The sequence below is a fragment of the Spirosoma taeanense genome (assembly GCF_013127955.1).
GTDB classification, from domain to species: Bacteria; Bacteroidota; Bacteroidia; order Cytophagales; family Spirosomataceae; genus Spirosoma; species Spirosoma taeanense.
This window is the reverse complement of the sequence record NZ_CP053435.1, coordinates 15,883-32,662: the sequence shown is the minus strand read 5'-3', so window position 1 is coordinate 32,662 and position 16,780 is coordinate 15,883. Positions and strand designations below refer to the sequence as shown.

At 50.1% G+C, this 16,780-nt stretch carries 13 protein-coding genes; 2 read left to right on the top strand and 11 right to left on the bottom strand.

Features of this window, described 5'->3' with window-relative positions; genetic code table 11:
- The first annotated feature begins 20 nt into the window (after positions 1-20).
- Complete coding sequence (gene proC / locus HNV11_RS00145) at positions 21-824, top strand: pyrroline-5-carboxylate reductase (RefSeq protein ID WP_171737734.1); 804 nt, start codon at positions 21-23, stop codon at positions 822-824.
- Between the two features lie 40 nt (positions 825-864).
- Here proC and purB read toward each other — a convergent pair whose 3' ends face one another.
- The 8 genes from purB to HNV11_RS00105 all read right to left on the bottom strand — a co-directional run bounded on the left by purB (position 865) and on the right by HNV11_RS00105 (position 12,764).
- The gene (gene purB / locus HNV11_RS00140) at positions 865-2,205 is read right to left on the bottom strand and encodes an adenylosuccinate lyase (RefSeq protein WP_171737733.1); all 1,341 of its coding nucleotides are present in this window, start codon (positions 2,203-2,205) and stop codon (positions 865-867) included.
- A 54-nt stretch (positions 2,206-2,259) separates the two neighbouring features.
- On the bottom strand, positions 2,260-3,633 hold the full coding sequence (locus HNV11_RS00135; RefSeq protein WP_171737732.1) for a DUF1207 domain-containing protein: 1,374 nt from the start codon (positions 3,631-3,633) through the stop codon (positions 2,260-2,262).
- A gap of 60 nt (positions 3,634-3,693) precedes the next feature.
- Positions 3,694-5,055, bottom strand: a complete 1,362-nt coding sequence (locus HNV11_RS00130; protein ID WP_171737731.1) for a dipeptidase — start codon at positions 5,053-5,055, stop codon at positions 3,694-3,696.
- Between the two features lie 139 nt (positions 5,056-5,194).
- Positions 5,195-5,851 (bottom strand): glycerol-3-phosphate 1-O-acyltransferase PlsY, encoded by a 657-nt coding sequence (gene plsY, locus HNV11_RS00125; RefSeq protein WP_171737730.1) that lies wholly within the window; start codon positions 5,849-5,851, stop codon positions 5,195-5,197.
- Between the two features lie 163 nt (positions 5,852-6,014).
- Positions 6,015-7,295 (bottom strand): M16 family metallopeptidase, encoded by a 1,281-nt coding sequence (locus tag HNV11_RS00120; RefSeq protein ID WP_171742010.1) that lies wholly within the window; start codon positions 7,293-7,295, stop codon positions 6,015-6,017.
- 89 nt (positions 7,296-7,384) lie between these two features.
- Entirely contained in the window at positions 7,385-8,608 is a 1,224-nt protein-coding gene (gene porV, locus HNV11_RS00115; protein WP_171737729.1) for a type IX secretion system outer membrane channel protein PorV, read from the bottom strand.
- Positions 8,609-8,725: 117 nt separating this feature from the next.
- Positions 8,726-12,178: a type IX secretion system sortase PorU gene (porU, locus tag HNV11_RS00110; RefSeq protein WP_171737728.1), complete on the bottom strand. Its 3,453-nt coding sequence runs from the start codon at positions 12,176-12,178 to the stop codon at positions 8,726-8,728.
- Complete coding sequence (locus tag HNV11_RS00105; protein ID WP_171737727.1) at positions 12,156-12,764, bottom strand: SprT family zinc-dependent metalloprotease; 609 nt, start codon at positions 12,762-12,764, stop codon at positions 12,156-12,158. Before HNV11_RS00105 ends, porU begins: the two co-directional genes overlap by 23 nt.
- Before the next feature lie 47 nt (positions 12,765-12,811).
- On the opposite strand from HNV11_RS00105, the gene HNV11_RS00100 reads away from it, so the two are divergent.
- The gene (locus HNV11_RS00100; protein ID WP_171737726.1) at positions 12,812-12,970 is read left to right on the top strand and encodes a hypothetical protein; all 159 of its coding nucleotides are present in this window, start codon (positions 12,812-12,814) and stop codon (positions 12,968-12,970) included.
- 219 nt (positions 12,971-13,189) lie between these two features.
- Here the strand turns inward: HNV11_RS00100 and HNV11_RS00095 are convergent, their stop codons facing one another.
- The 3 genes from HNV11_RS00095 to HNV11_RS00085 form a co-directional block, all read right to left on the bottom strand.
- A complete protein-coding gene (locus HNV11_RS00095) occupies positions 13,190-13,690 on the bottom strand; it encodes a GtrA family protein (RefSeq protein ID WP_171737725.1) in 501 nt (166 codons plus the stop codon).
- Between the two features lie 134 nt (positions 13,691-13,824).
- Entirely contained in the window at positions 13,825-15,231 is a 1,407-nt protein-coding gene (locus tag HNV11_RS00090) for an NADH-quinone oxidoreductase subunit N (RefSeq protein WP_171737724.1), read from the bottom strand.
- Between the two features lie 68 nt (positions 15,232-15,299).
- Positions 15,300-16,778, bottom strand: a complete 1,479-nt coding sequence (locus tag HNV11_RS00085) for a complex I subunit 4 family protein (protein ID WP_171737723.1) — start codon at positions 16,776-16,778, stop codon at positions 15,300-15,302.
- Between the last annotated feature and the right edge of the window lie 2 nt (positions 16,779-16,780).

Below are 16,780 nucleotides of genomic sequence, written 5' to 3'. Positions count from 1 at the left end.
GTTCCCTCACTGGCTATCTTATGAAAATTGCTATCGTCGGCTGCGGCAACATGGGCATGGCTTTTGCCAAATCATTTTTACAGTATGATCTGGTAAAAAAAGACGACTTATTGCTGATCGAGAAAAGCGCTGATCGGTCGGAGGCTCTGAAAAGTGAAAAAGCGGGCGTAGTTGTCGACACCATTAGCCCGCGCGTGGGCGAAACAGACCTGATTATTCTTTCGGTTAAGCCGCAGGATTTCAACAGCGTTCACGAGGCCCTCCGGGCGATTATTCAGCCAACGCAGATTGTCCTGTCTATCATGGCGGGGATTCCGATGGCGCAGATTCAGGATAAGTTAGGCCACGCGCTGGTGGTTCGGGCCATGCCCAATACGCCAGCTATGCTTGGCATGGGTATTACGGGCTTTACGGCGGCCAAAGCGGTTGACATGACCAGCCTGCGCCGGGTCGAAAACCTTATCAATGCGACGGGTCGGTCTATTTTCCTGGAAGATGAAAGCATGCTCGATGCCGTCACGGCTCTCAGCGGCAGCGGACCGGCCTATTTTTACTACGTTGTCAAGGCGATGATTGAAGCGGGCAAACAGATGGGTTTCGACGATGCCGTGTCGGCTTTACTGGTTAAGCAAACCATGCTTGGCTCCTATCACCTCATCAATACCGCCGATAAGTCGCTGGATGATCTAATTAAGGCCGTTGCCTCCAAGGGCGGAACTACCGAAGCAGCTCTTCGAGCCTTCGAAAACGGAGCACTAGCCGATACATTGGTAGCAGGCATTAAAGCCGCCCAGGTTCGCGCAACCGAACTATCCAACGGATAACTTCCTAATCCCGAATTATAGACTCGGGATTAGGAAATCGCTATAAGCCTGTGTAACTGAACGGCGTAATGGTTCGTAGTTCGCCTTTTACAGCATCCGACACGTTCAACTCGTCAATAAACTGCTGAATAGTCTGTTCGGTAATCTTCTGGTTGGTACGTGTCAGCGCCTTCAGCGCTTCATAAGGCTGCGGGTAGCCCTCCCGCCGAAGAACCGTTTGGATACCCTCGGCCACGACGGCCCAGTTATCTTCCAGATCGGCGTTAATGGCTGCCTGGTTCAGTTCCAGCTTATTCAACCCTTTCAGCAGTGATTTCAGTGCAATGACCGAATGGGCAAAAGGCACGCCGATATTCCGCAGTACCGTTGAGTCGGTCAGATCGCGTTGCAAGCGCGAAATAGGCAATTTGGCCGAAAGGTGTTCAAACAGCGCGTTGGCAATGCCAAGATTACCTTCGGAGTTTTCGAAATCAATGGGGTTAACCTTGTGCGGCATAGCCGATGAGCCCACCTCGCCTTCCTTGAGCTTCTGTTTAAAATAATTCATAGACACGTACGTCCAGATATCCCGGTCCAGATCGATCAGGATCGTATTGAGCCGTTTAAACGCATCCAGAGACGCGGCCATCATATCATAATGCTCAATCTGGGTCGTGAACTGACTGCGCACCATCCCCAGACCACCCACAAATTTATCAGCGAACTGTTTCCAGTCTTCCTTAGGATACGCTACAGCATGGGCATTGAAGTTGCCGGTTGCCCCACCAAATTTGGCTGCGGTAGGAATATCTGCTAGCATATGCAGCTGTTTCTCAATCCGCTCGACAAATACCGACAATTCTTTACCCAGACGGGTTGGCGAAGCAGGCTGACCGTGCGTGCGGGCCAGCATGGGCACATCTTTCCATTGCTCGGCTAACTCCTGCAACCGCACGTATACCTCCCGGTATAAAGGCGTAATCTCGGTATTGAACGCGTCTTCCAGCAATAGCGGGATGGCTGTGTTGTTAATATCCTGCGAAGTCAGGCCAAAATGGACAAACTCCAGAAACGGCTCAACCGGCGATCCCTTCAGCTTTTCTTTGATGAAATACTCAACGGCCTTTACGTCGTGATTCGTCATTTTCTCGATGTCTTTGATTCGTTGTGCATCGGCCTCCGAAAAGGTTTCATAGAGCGCGCGCAGGGCAGGAAACTGCTCCGAATCAACGCCCGACAGTTGCGGTACTGGCCACTCACAAAGCGCAATAAAATATTCGATCTCAATGCGAACGCGGTAATGAATCAGCCCAAATTCCGAGAAATAAGGCGCCAAAGCATCTACTTGTCGCCGGTAGCGGCCATCAATAGGTGAGATGGCCGTCAATGCAGATAAATCCATAGGGTCAAGCAAAACGCAAAGGTAAGGGAATCCGGTCGGTTGTTGAAGTTCCGCTTAGAACGGGTTGAGATACATGCCAAGTCCTAACCAGAACGTTTGTTGTTTTTCAAATTGGCTGTACGGACGAAAACCGGAATACCCTTCTGCTAAAAATGTCAGGTTATTCGTAGTTCGACCTACTTCAACGCCAATACCCGCATGGATACCCGGCCGGAAATTGGTTTGCTGCCAGAATTTCATGTCGACGCCCCCAACCAGCCGAGCGGCCCGCTGCGACGGTTTCTTATAAAAAGCGCCCAGCTGAGCACTGAATCGTTTTCGTTCTTCAGATCGGCGTAAGCCGATGCCTAAGCCACCGTAGAGACGCCAGTTGTTTGCCATTCGGCTATACGTAGCATCGGCGACCTCATAATTAACCGAGTTGGGCGATGGAGCCGTAATCCGGTTTCGGAACAGGTAATCATCCCCTAAGTGTGACGAAAGGTGATAAACCCGGAAGCGATAGTTATTCAGGCCCCGACGCACATTGTATACGATGCTGACTTTATAGTCCGTATTCATAATCTGCCGCCGTTGCTTGTCTTTTACGTAGTCATAATACACTTCAAACTGCGTAAACGAGGCTACATCCAGCACCCACTCTTCGGAGTGTCCCGGCTCGGTGGTCCGGCGATAAAACGGCTTGGCGAATCCAAAGGCAAACGGCACAATACTGCCTGGATACTTTTCGCCATCAGTGTAAAAAACCGGAAGAAAACTACCGTAAGCCTGCGCTTCAAGCGGATCAAGCAGAATTGGCTCAAACAAATGACCTTTGGGCAAAAACTCCCGACGAGGCTGGATAACGGAAGGTTCACTCACCAGAACCGGAGCCGCGGCCGAATCAGCCGATGGCGTCACAGACGGCTTCTGACGAGCAGGACGGCTAGCTCTGACGCGGCTTTTAGGTGCTTCTACGGCTGCCGGTGCAGCGGTCGGCTGGTTAGCCGGAGCATCCGGTTGAGGTGCAGGTTCGGCGACTGTCTCCTTTTTACGTTTCTCTCTTCGATTTTGGCGGGTCGATTCAGCACTTGGTGCAACAGGCGCGTCAACAGATGCCGGAGCGGGCTCGGGCGACGTAACGGCGGGTTGAGACTTAGCCGCATCACGGTCTGTCTGCGCCCGTTCTTTTTCGGCTTTCCGGGCCTGCCGTTGCCGTTCTTTTTCGGCCTGTTTCGCTTCGTATTCGCGTTGCTTCTGCGCCCATTCAGCCCGAATCTGGCGTTCGCGCTGAACTTCCCGCTCAATTCTTTCTTTTTGCTTTTGTTCGGCTGGCGTTAAGGTACGGGCAGCCGGAGCAGTAGTTTTAGGTGGCGTAGCTGGTTGTTGCCCAAAAGCTAATATACTCACCTGATAACTCAGCAGGAGAGTCAACAGCGTTTTCTTCATGGAGCAGGAGCAGGTTAGCACCAGCGCCGGTATTTTCAATCGGCGCTGGGCAGACTAGGATTACTGTTTAAGTGCAGCGTAGTTTTTATAGAAGTACGGAATTGTTTCGATTCCTTTATAGAAGTTGAACAAGCCATAGCTTTCGTTCGGTGAATGCAGCGCGTCGCTGTCGAGACCAAAGCCCATCAAAATTGACTTAATACCCAACTCGCGCTCAAATAAAGCGACAATAGGGATGCTGCCACCGCCCCGGGTTGGAATAGGTTTCTTCCCCCACGCATCTTCAAATGCTTTACTGGCCGCTTCAAACTCCACTGAATCCGTTGGTGTTACGTAAGGCAAACCACCGTGATGAGGCATTACCTTAACAGTTACGCCCGCCGGCGCAATAGCCCTGAAGTGTTTTGTAAATAGATCGGTAATCTCCTCAGGTGTCTGATTGGGCACCAGCCGCATGCTGATTTTAGCCGATGCTTTGGAGGGCAATACGGTCTTGGCACCCTCGCCCGTATATCCGCCCCAGATACCGTTGACGTCCAGCGTCGGGCGAATGGAGGTTCGTTCGTTGGTTGAATAGCCCGCTTCGCCCATCACGTCATTGATGCCAAGGTCTTTTTTGTACTCGTCCAGATCAAAGGGAGCTTTGGCCAGCTCGTTGCGTTCGGCCTCGCTCAGATCGGCTACATTATCGTAAAAGCCAGGAATAGTGATCCGCCCGTTTTCATCATGAAGCGAAGCGATCATTTCGCACAGAACATTAATCGGATTGGCAACGCCCCCGCCGTAAACGCCTGAATGGAGATCCCGATTAGGGCCAGTTACTTCAACCTCCACGTATGATAAGCCCCGTAGGCCAGTTTCTAGAGATGGGGTTTCATTCGAAATAATGCTGGTGTCCGAAATCAGGATGACATCGGCCTTAAGCATATCGCGATGCTCGGCGACAAATGTCCCCAAGTGATCAGAACCTACTTCTTCTTCGCCCTCGATCATGACCTTTACGTTGCAGGGCAGACCGTCTGTTGCCACCATTGCTTCTATTGCTTTGATATGCATATAGAATTGCCCCTTGTCGTCGCAGGCGCCACGCGCATAAATACGCTCATTGCGAATGGTTGGCTCAAACGGGGGTGACTGCCACAACTCGTACGGATCGGCGGGCTGAACATCGTAATGGCCATACACCAGAACTGTCGGCCGGGCAGGGTCTACAATTTTTTCGGCGTAAACAACTGGATGGCCCGGTGTTTCATACAATTGGGCTTTATCAAGACCGGCTGCCGTTAATTTCTCCCGGACAAATTCAGCGGCCCGCCGGACATCCCCTTTAAATTTAGAATCGGCCGACACCGATGGAATCCGTAACAGTTCAAGCAACTCGTCTAAAAACCGTTGTTTGTTGGCTTCGAGGTAAGTGGTCATAGCGTAATCTGGGAATAAACTACAGGATGAGAATAACCGCCAACGTATCTATCCTGCACTTGATCTTATAAGAGTTCGCCCCGAAGTTACGCACTTTTCGCGCAACGACGGGGCGTCTAATGACCAGGAAGTCGGTTTCTTATTCTCCGCGCTTCTTACGCAGTCGGATCAATACTGTGCGACTTTCTTCTCCACGGAGCAACCGGCTGATGTTCTTCTGATGTGTTAGAACAACCAGCAGAAACATAATAAAGCCGAAAACGATGAGCAATGGGCTTTCCTGCTGCCCAAAAACCTGCAGCAGCAACAGCACCGGGAAGGCCAGTGCAGCCAGAATAGAACCTAAGGAAACATACTGGGACGCTATAACAACCAGCAGAAAGATACCGATGCAGACAGCAGCCATTTCAGGATGCGTTGCCAGAACCATTCCGAGCAACGTAGCCACGCCTTTACCACCCTTGAACTTGGCAAACAATGGGTAAAGGTGTCCGATAACGGCTACCAACCCAAACACTATCTTAAACGTCAGAATTTCGTTGATCGTAATTACGTCAAAATACCACAGCAAAGTAGACATAATAGCGGCTGTGTAGCCCTTCAGTACATCTACCAGCATAACAATCGTACCAGCGCGTTTACCCAAAACCCGGAATGTGTTGGTGGCGCCAGCATTGCCACTGCCATACTGACGTATGTCAATGCCAAAAAACCCTTGTCCGTACCAAACCGCCGTAGGAATAGAACCCAGCAAATACGCCAGCACTGTCGTGGCACAAATCAGCAATACGTTCATTAACTAAACGAAGATAGGTTAGAAGATTACAAAAGAAGGCGAATAGCGTCAGCTACTCAGTTGAAGCACTGCAGTGTGACCTCAAAGTTACGAAACCAGTTCCATTTAATCAACTATTCTACTCCACCAAACAACTTGGCTATTCAATAAATTCAAAATAGCCCTACTTGCCACCAACGACTACTTCCTGTAAGCTGCTCTCAACCAGATAGTGGGTTGCGGTTGCCATGATATCCTCAGCTGTTACCGCTCGTAACCGTTCAATATATGTAGTCAGAAAGTTAACAGGCATTTTATCCAACAGAATAACTTTGTAGCGATCCGCGATTTCAAATGGTGTATTGAGCGACCCCGCAAATTCGCCCGCCATAAAGTTTTTCACCGTTTCCAGTTCATCGGTAGGCACAGGTTCAGTTTGCAGGACACGGATTTCTTTGCGGATTTCGTCCAGCGTTTGCTGCGTATTTTCTTTATTTACGTCTGTACCAATCAGAAAATAACCATCGCGCTGAAACGAAGGCATATTAGACGAAATACCGTACGTAAATCCTTTTTCCTCCCGAATGTTTTTCATCAATCGCGAGCCGAAATAACCGCCTAATACTTCATTTGTCACGAGCATATTGAAGAAATCGGGATGCGCCCGGGTAAACAACCGTCTTCCCAACCGGATGGATGACTGGATACTATCAGCTTTCTCGGCCAGAACGGATAGCCCTTCGTTGATAACAGCGCTTCCTGCAAACGACAATAAATGATCCGACCGGATTGGCAGCTGACCAAGTTCCCGGTTTATGAGCAACACCTCATTTTCGGAGGCATGACCCGCCAGCAGGATCTGGAACGACCGGCCCCGAATGACGTTGCTGTAAAAATCAATTATTTCTTCGCGGGTAACCTGCTCGATTACGTCCGGTCGTTGACTGCGTCCGTACGGATGATCCTCTCCAAACAGCTTTGCCCGAAACAAAACTCCAGCCAGGTAGGCATTCTTTTCGTAGTTGACACGCAGGTTCTGCAGTGTAATGTTGCGCAGATCCTCAAGCTCCTTCTCCGGAAAAGTTGGTTCGGTCAGGAGTTCGCGCAGAAGCGGCAAGACGTTCGGCAGGAACTTAGTGAGACAGTAAACGACCACGCTGGCCCGGTCGGGGCCACTATTTAACTCCAGAAATGCACCGTATCGATCGAAATATTCGCTGATTTTCGCCGATGTTCTGCCGGGAGTGCCTTCGGCCAGCATTTTTATGGCAAAGAATGATGTTCCTGGCCGCTGCTCATACCAGGTCCCGGCCTCAAAGACACACTCGATCCGCAGAACGGGTTGCTGGGGAACGGCAATTAAATGAAGGGGAATGCCATTGTCCAGGCTATGTGATTGAACGGCCGGAAGTCGTACTTCCTGAATGACCTGAAAGTCGGGAAACTGGGTTCTGTCAAGTAACATTGGCGTCATGCTATAAAAAGAAAATGGCATCCCGGTTCGAAATGCCATTTTGGTAATAGGCTTGTTTAGTAAAACTGTTTTGCAGCCTGCTAGTTCAGATCCTCTGAAACAGGTTCATCGTCTTCAGCGCCAATGCCCCCGTTGCCGCTAAAATTAAGAATCAACGATACGCGGAATGTATTCGCTAAGGGGTTCCCCTGCTTCACCGGCAGCAGATAAGAGAAGTCAACGCCAAACCGCTGCTGCAACCGCAGACCAATACCGCTCGTGAAATATTTCCGGCCACCTTTTGTATTGGATTCGCCAAAATAGCCAGCCCGTACAGCAAACTGATCATTGTACCAATATTCGGCCCCGGTTGAGATGGTAAACTCTTTTAGTTCTTCGCTGAAACCACCCGGCGCATCGGTAAAGGAGCCAAACACGGCGCTGAAGTAATTCCGGTTCGGGTCTTTACCGGCCGTAATGACCGTTTGTCCATTAACAAGGGTGGTTGAAGGGGGCGTCGGCACCATTAGTTTGTTGACGTCTACAACAAAGTTGAACTTGTTATACTGATCGGCGTAGTACGTTAAGCTGGTTCCTAAACGCAGATTGGTTGGAATATAGTATCGCTCGTTACCGCCGTAGTTGATACGTCCCCCAAGGTTCGAGAGCATCCCGCCGAATGCCCAGCCGAGACCTTTGCCGGTTGCGTTGTCGCGAACTTCATTCCGGTAAAAGGCACTGATGTCGGCGGCTGCCGTCGCCCCGGGTTTCAGACCCACATTAACAGCGCCCGAAGCCAAGTTGGAATTCAGGTATTTCAGGTCAACACCCAGCGAAAAATTCTGCGACAGCCGCTGTACGAACGAAGCCGTAACGGCGTACTCTCGTGAATTGAACGTTCCGGCGGCAACACCGGTTGCCGTGGTGAAATTGACCGTACCCAGATCAAAGTACGTCAGCGAACCGCCAATTACCGAGTTCTTCCCAACTTTGGAATACCCGGTCAAGTAGGTGTAATACATATCGCCAATCAGTTCGCGGAGCCAGGGCGTGTAGGAGATGGATGCGCCTTTGTCCTGCCTGGCAAATACCAGCTTTGACGGATTCCAGAAAATAGCATTGGCATCTGGGTCGCCCAGGGCAACGCCAGCTTCACCCAGAGCCCCTGAGCGAGCATCAGGCGTAAAGTTCAGGAAAGGAACTGCCGCTGTGGGAATGCCCAGTGTCTGTCCGCTGAGTGTGGTTATTTGCGAAGATTGCGCAGTGGCAAAGAGGGGAATAAAACTACAAACGCCCAGAAGAACACGGGAAAAATTGCGCTTCATACAAAGTGTGTTGGTCAACAACAGCGACTGATTGTGGTGAGAGGGACAGTCCTGAACGGTCAAAATTACGATGATTCGTTGGATTAGAAAATAAAACGGATTGCTTTAACCCGTCATTCACTTGAGTAACATTAGTCGACCGCTGCTATCGGCCATTGAGCCGTCGGCAGCCGAACGTACCTGTATCCGAAATAAATACACCCCATTTGGAGCCGCCTGACCAGCTTCTGACTGACCGTTCCACGTACCAATTTCCAGTTCGGCCGGGCAGTCGCTGCATTGCCCCGTCTGCTGATTGAACAATCGGCCGTTGAGGTCAAAAATACGTAGTGTCCAGTCAAGCGGTTCGCCGGTGCGATTATGTTCAGCCGTGATAATGGCCTGGGATGTTACCGGGTTCGGCGTGACTTTCGTGGTCCGTAGACTTAGTTCAGGCTTTTCGGAAACTATTAAGGTCAACGCCCCCTCTGTTGAATTATTGTTAATATCCCAGGCTTTCACCCGAACGGTATACTGCCCTGGCGCAACGTCCTGGAAGGTGTACAGAGCCTCGCCCTGACGCCCATCGTTACCCGTTGACACATACAAGTCATTCAGGATGACCGGCGTTTGTCCGCCAAGTTGCGCCGTTAATTCATGTCCTAACCCCGAACGCGCCACGTTTATGCCCTGGTTATCGCGTAGGTTAATACGTAACGTAATAGCAGGACCGGCTACCCGCACAACCTCACCACTTACTACACCTCCCTCAACGGAGAGCTGTACGACAGGCGGCTGCGTATCAAGGCTATCAGTTGTTATGCTCCCTCCTACCCGCAGGCTATCATAACTTCCAATAGCTTCCAGCAGACTGTCTGCCCTGATAGCATATGCATAAAGCTTAGCCCGACCGACGGCGTAATCAATATCCTTCGGCATCACAAAGCGAACCGTAAACTGACCGTTCTGCACCGGTACTTGTCCTGTAAACAGCGTACTGGTATACGCTTGGTAATTCATTTTAGCACTTTCCGTGCCTAACGTGGTCTGTACAGTAGCCTTATCATACAGGGTGACCTGAATTTTGCCCGAAAAGTTGGCTAAGCGCTGCTGATTTTGTTGAATCTCGCCGACTAACTCAACGGCCTGCAGGGCTTTTAAGGTATCGAGCCGGTTTGCGGTAACGGCCTGGTTATTCACTTTTGTAAGCACTACGTTTGCCTGCGGATAGGCCAGTCTCATGGATGGATCACCCAATAGCGCAAAATTCCGATTAAGAGGCCCGCTCAGGCTGTTGTTTTTCGTAGCCTGCATTACGTCGCCTAAACGGGGCAGCTGGCCATTAACCGGTGTAAAGACAGCATTATAAAATGCTTTGTTAATAAGCAGGTTTGTGTTAGCATAAACAGGCCGGGTGGTCGTCAGTAAGCCAATGGCTCCGCCTAACCGACTCAGCAGGGCAATTTCGGCACCAGAGTTGGCACTCGGATCATCATAACGCCCGAACTGGCAGGTAGCCGTCACGAACAGCGGCAGACGCCGATTATTCCAGGACAAAATATCCTGTAAGGTAACAATCTGCTCATCGGCTAGGCCCGACACGCCCCCGTGGCCGCTGTAATTAATGATCAGACGTCCATCGGCAACCGCCCGGTTAATCAATTGATTGACAATGGGAGCTTTCTGACCATTAGAAGTTGCTTCCTGCGGATAGGCATCGATGTAGACTCGCTCCGAGCGGTAAGCAGGTGATACCATCTCAATACCATTGGCCAGCTGATTAACGTCCTGCTGATGAATATTGTAGTCGCCGTCATCTGCAACGAGCATAATCCTTGTTTGCCAATCTCCCATCACAGAAAAATCTGAACTATATCGGATGAGTTTATCAACTACCGTATGAGCTTCGTCAAGTGATTTAACGGGCAATCGGCCTACGCCGACATCCATACGGTGGTCTCCGGCTGTATTCTCTTCCCAGTTGCCCTCGTCTTCATCCATGAAACCATAATAATCGTCCGACGAATAGCTAAGGACCGGGTGCAGAGACTCGCGGCTTTCATAAACCGGTACTGTGTTCGCTAATTGAGCAGGATTTACCAACTGCGCGATGTTGCGATAATCAAATGTCGCGTCGCCAAATAAGAGCACATAGCGCAGTTGACCAGATAGCTTCTGATAAAAATACCGCACGGCATCCCGAATGGCGGTCGGGTCGGACTGACCAGAAGCAAACTCGTTGTAGACCTGCTGCGTCGTTACGACCAGGGCGGTTAGTCCATCATGGCTACGGCGGAAAGCGGCCAGACGTTCAGCCTGATCGCGCCAGGCAGCGGGCGTTATAATTAAGAGATTAGGAGCAGCCTGTCCGCGTAGATTCTGATTAGCGATCACCGCCAGCGATGATGGGGTCCGAACCTGGTTATCCGTAAATAAAAAGTAATCGCCCAGATGCGAAGCGGACCAACGAGCTTCGGCTGTTGCTGCCAGTGTATAAGCCTGGTTAACCGGTATCAGGGGGTTCGTTACGTCCCAGACTCGCAACGCATTGGTTGCCTGTCGTACTGAATAGGCCCCAGCGGGTAGCCGTCGCACCCAGGTAGGCTGATCGTATTGTCGAAGTTCGCGTTGGGTCTGTATCCCAACAAAATTCAGGTATCCCTGGGCCGATAATTGCCCGTTTTTCTGGAACGTCATGGATACCTGTAACGAAGTTTCGGCTGTAGTTGGCTTTACTAAAAATGTGTCCATCCGGGCAATCCCCTGGTAATCGTACTCGTACCCAGATATGCTTGGTATAGCTATATTACCAGCAGCCTGATTATTGACTCTAAATCGGAACTGGGTTGGTACCAGCGCTCCGGCAACGACTGAAGCCGCTAACCGAACCGGCGAATTAGTCACCAATCCGGGGACGCTGAAAGCGATGGTTTTAGTTGTATCGATCGTCAAATACTCGCCCAACCATTCCCGACCCGTACGAAGAGCCGGAATTTTTAACAGATCCTGCTCGTGAAACTGGTAGTCGTCAAACGTTGTACGAACAACTGTCTCCGTAGGCGCCCCTACAGTCCGGTCTTTAAGCCGTTTACCGGAGGTTGAGTCAATGGTTAGAAAATAAAAGGTTGTATCGGCGTAAGGATTAATGCGGTGAGTGAAGCGTTGGGCAATGGAATCATAACGAATGACGCGTGGACTTTGCCCAAAAAACAGAATAGCATCACCCGCGTCGAAGCGGCCGTCAACTTCACCGGTTATCTGAACGGCATTTTCAGTCAAATCGGTCGGCCGAGGTAATTTATTAGCTTGCGGTAAAGGGGCACCTCCGTCACCATAAAGCCTTAACAATCGCGGGTTGGCGGTTGCAAACGCCGGATTAAGCCGGGCTAACGTAGTCTGGTCGAGTCGATATACACCCGATTCTGTTACGCCAATCCGGACCCATACGCCCTCGCGCAGAACCGACTGAGCGGTTGCCGGATAACCGTGAATCAGCAACTCCAGCAGCAGCCCAATGACTGCCAGCCAGCCGAATACTTTATCATACCGTTGGCTGGCTAGTAGTAATTTATTGTGTTTCCACCCATGCATGAGCCAGAATTGCGTATGACTTCCCCGACGATATTTCCTTACAAACGACACGGGTTCGACGTAGCGTACCTCGCATAAAGGTCTTTTTGGCAAATTGGAACGTTTTGCCTTCCAGTACATCCCGTAGCAGCACCCGATTCGCATTCTCACCCTGTGCCTTATCTGCATCAATCTGCCGTAATGCGGCCATGAGGGCAGGATGCGCATAGGTCGTTGCGGCTGGCCGGGTCATATATTGACGTAGTGGGGTAAGAATCGGAGCTGGAAAAACGGCTTCGGTCAACAACGGCTGCATCAGTCGCTGAAAAGCTATCTGCCAGGCTTTTCCATGCGGTGCAACTCGGCGCTTATACGCTCGGTTTACCTCCGCGTGCGCCACTTCATGCACATACGTAATCAGGAACGCATACGGGTTTAAATCCGCATTAATGGTAATCTGCGTTTCCCCATTAGGAAATGCCTGGAAGTCTCCCAGACGTGTCCGGCGAGGTCTGACTACCCGAAAAACAAAGTTGTAATGTTGCCAGAGCTGTCGGCAATAGGCAGCCGCTGCCGGAGGAAGGGAAGTAGTAAATGCGTCTGCCAATGTCAATTAAAAAAAGCCTTATAAAAATAAGGCTTTTTTTAAACATCTTGACGAAAAGCAAGGCTTATTTCGCGCTGTCGGCAGCCATCGTCGAAGCCGAATCAGTCATCATGGTCGAAGCTGAATCGGTGGTCATCGTCGTGGTATCGGTCGACATCGTAGCTGTCGAATCAACACCTGCTTCTTCCGTTTTAGGTTTGCTTTGACAAGCAGCGAACGTCAGCATGCTACCAACGAACAATAAGGCGAATACTTTTTTCATTTTCCTTCAAGTGGTATTTAAGGTTTTCGGCACAAATATACCTTTTTTCTCAATAATGCAATAATGAGGCTGTTAGATTAACATTTAAGCCAGCTTACCTTCGAAAAGTACATTAACCAATAGAATAAATCGGTGATGAATACCTAATTTGATTTGTATAATTTTAAAGCTGCTTTTCGCCCTGCTTTGGAGAGCGAGAGCGGATTTTATCATACATTCCTGTACTGCGGAAAGTAAGCAGCTTATGGCCAAAGTAGTTAGCCAGAAAACTCATACCCATTCCAATAATATGCGACCCGGTTTCGCGCCAGATCTTCGATAAGAACGGGAAGAACGGGTTAGCAACCCATTCGAGTGTAAACTCAGCTACATAAACCTGTACGAGCAGAGCGACTAATGCAATTACCAGGTATTTAATGATTTCGCGGCCGGTGTTACCTGTCTTACCAGCCGAGAAAGCATACCGCTTATTAGGAATGAAAGTCAGAACAGTGGCTGTGAGATACCCACAGAACACGCTGGTATCAAAATCGAAGCCGAAGCTTTCCCGGTAAAAAATTCGGCTAATAAAATTAATGGACGCACCCAGCAAAGCCGTCAGGAAGAACGAGAAAAAGTCCTTGTATTCCTTATATTTAGGCTGGTTTATACTGCTCACGTTCACGGCTTTACCTTAGAAGAGATGACAATCTTATCTATTAAAAGGTTGTTTGAAAGGCCAAAAATACATTTTCGCACCAATCCTGACCGAAATCAGAACGTATTACTGATGGTACGGGACAAGCCAGATTGATTGGATTAAAAAAGTCCCTGTAACAGACCAGGAGCAATACCCAGGCCAAGCGTTAGAATCGTAGCTGCCAGTAGTACGTAACGGTAGAATGGCGCAACCCGAATCGGCTCAATGGCACCATCCCGAAAATACATAGCGATAATTACCCGGAAATAGTAATAGATACCAACGGCCGACATCAGCACGGCGACAACCAGCAACCAGATTTGTCCGCGCTCAACGGCAGTTGAAAACATATAAAACTTGCCCCAGAACCCGGCCGTAAGCGGAATTCCCGCCAGCGACAGCATGGATACCGCCATAGCAAAGCCTAGTAAGGGATTTTGACGTGCCAATCCATTAAATGCGTCAAAACTTTCGGTCGATGCACCCTCGCTCGATAAGGTTTGTGTGCTCCGCTGCTGAGCAACCAGCAAAAGAACCCCAAACGCCGAGATGGTAGCGACTGAATAGGCTAGTGAATAAAAGACAATGGCCTGTTTCGTTTGTGTACCCAAAGCCGCCAGACCAATCAGCAGATACCCCGCGTGCGAAATGCTGGAGTAAGCCATCATTCGCTTGAAGCTGTTCTGATAAACCGCCGTGATATTGCCCGCTACGAGCGTAATGGCTGTAATGATGGCTAGAATGGTCCACCAGAACGTGTAAACGCCACCGAATGAGACAGATAGCAGGCGGAAAAGAGCAGCAAAACCGGCTGTTTTGACCACCGTCGACATGAAAGCTGTAAAAATGGTTGGTGCGCCGTCGTAAACATCAGGGGTCCAGAAATGGAACGGAGCGGCCGAAACTTTAAACAGCAATCCGATTAACAGCATCAGCAAGCCAACGTATAATAGCAGAGACAGCCCCATTTGTGGATTTGCAGCATACGCGCCAATTCCAGCGATTGTAAACGAGCCCGTTGCCCCGAAAAGCAGAGCCATGCCAAACAACATAATGCCGGTGGTAAATGAACCCATCAGAAAATACTTCAGCGCGGCTTCGTTGGATCGCAGATTACGCTTATCACTGCCTGTCAACACATACATGGCAACCGACAGCACCTCAACACCAACGAACAGCATAACCAGATTTTCGAAGCTTACCATCATAACCGCGCCCACCAGTGAGAACAGCATGATTCCGTAGTATTCGGCGGGTTGTGCGGCTTCATCTTCAATAAAGCTGTTTGATAAGGCTACGACCATAAAGGCTGACCCCAGAATGATGGCCGTAAAAACCATCGAGAGGTTATTGGTACGCAGCATATCATTGAAATACAGGTACGTCTTATTCCAATCGAGAAAATTGACCGCCAGCGTGACGAGCAGGAATAGCAGCGTAGCCGGCAAGAGTATTGCCTTCGACTTTAAAAAGCCAAGAAACAATAGCACAATGCCAAAAATCGATAACAGAACGATGGGAAGCATGCTTGTTTGGGTTGGTTGCTTTGTCGTTCGGCTGTTCAGCAGCGGCTGAGCAGGCAAACCATCAAATTTTATTTCAGAGATACGGCCGTCGTACCCACGTACTTCATCAGGTTAGCAACGGCAGGTTCAGTTACTTTTAAGAACGTTTGCGGGTAAACACCCATCCAGAACACCATTACCACCAGGGGTACGAACACCCAACTTTCGGAACTGGTCAGATCGGCGAACGATTCAGTGCGCGACGAGCTAGGCCCGAACATGCTCTTCTGGAACATCCGCAGCATATATACGGCGCCGAAAATAATAGTGAACCCAGCAGCTAGTCCCAGGTAGTTGTTGTACGTAAAGACGCCATGGAGCAGCAGAAACTCACCGATGAACCCGTTCGTAAGCGGCAGGGCAACGCTGCCCAGCAGCATAATCATAAAGTATACGGTCAGCTTGGGCGTTGTGCGTGTAATGCCACCCAGCTGATCCAGTTGCCGCGTATTGGTACGAGAGAAAATTATATCGGCTACGAAGAACATCCCCACAACGTTAATCCCGTGCGCCAGCATCTGCACAAGCGCGCCCTGCATTCCGGTTTCGGTCTGGGAAAACACCCCGGCCGCCATCAGACCAACGTGCGAAAATGACGAGTAAGCGATCAGCCGCTTCATGTCGCGTTGCCGGATAGCGATAATTGATCCGTAGATAATCCCGATGACCGACAGGATAATGGCGAGTTGTCCCCAGGTCTCAACACCCAACGGCACAATCGGCAGAATAAACCGAATCAGACCATAAACGCCCATCTTGAGCATAATCCCAGCCAACAGCATGGTTGCGGGCGTTGGCGATTCAACGTAGGTATCGGGCTGCCAAGTGTGGAAGGGAAAAATCGGCATTTTGATGGCAAACGCAATGAAAAATGCCCAGAATACCCAGCCCTGTGCCTCTGGCGTCAGCTTCAATTTGTAAAAATCAGCGATCGCCGACGAGTGGGCTGCCGTTACCGTAGCGGGTGTCTGGTAATACAGATACACCAGCGCAAGCAGCATGAACAGACTTCCAAAGATGGTATAGACAAAGAATTTGAACGTAACCGGCACTCGATTCTCACCGCCCCACATAGCCGCCAGGAAGTAGATCGGTATCAGCGCGGCCTCGAAGAACAGATAGAACAAAAACCCGTCGCGCGCCGTGAAGACGCCCATCAGAGCAGCCTGCATATACAGCATGAGGGCATAGAACGCACCGGGCCGTTCGTAGTTGCGCTCGAACGTGGACAGAATAATGAACGGCACGACCAGCCCCGTTAGTAATACTAGCAGCACACTAACTCCATCGATACCGCTACTAAATCGAATACCCAAAGAACCAATCCAGGGATAATCAAATCCAAACTGGGATTCGGCATTCGGAATGAAAGTATTGAAGACGTAAACAGCCAGCGCCAGTTCTGCCAACGCAGCGCCGAAAGCTAACCGTTTGGTCGTATCACCCGACGTAACCAGAAGCAGCGTGGCCGCAATGACCGGAAAAAGTATTAATGCGAGAGTAAGCATAC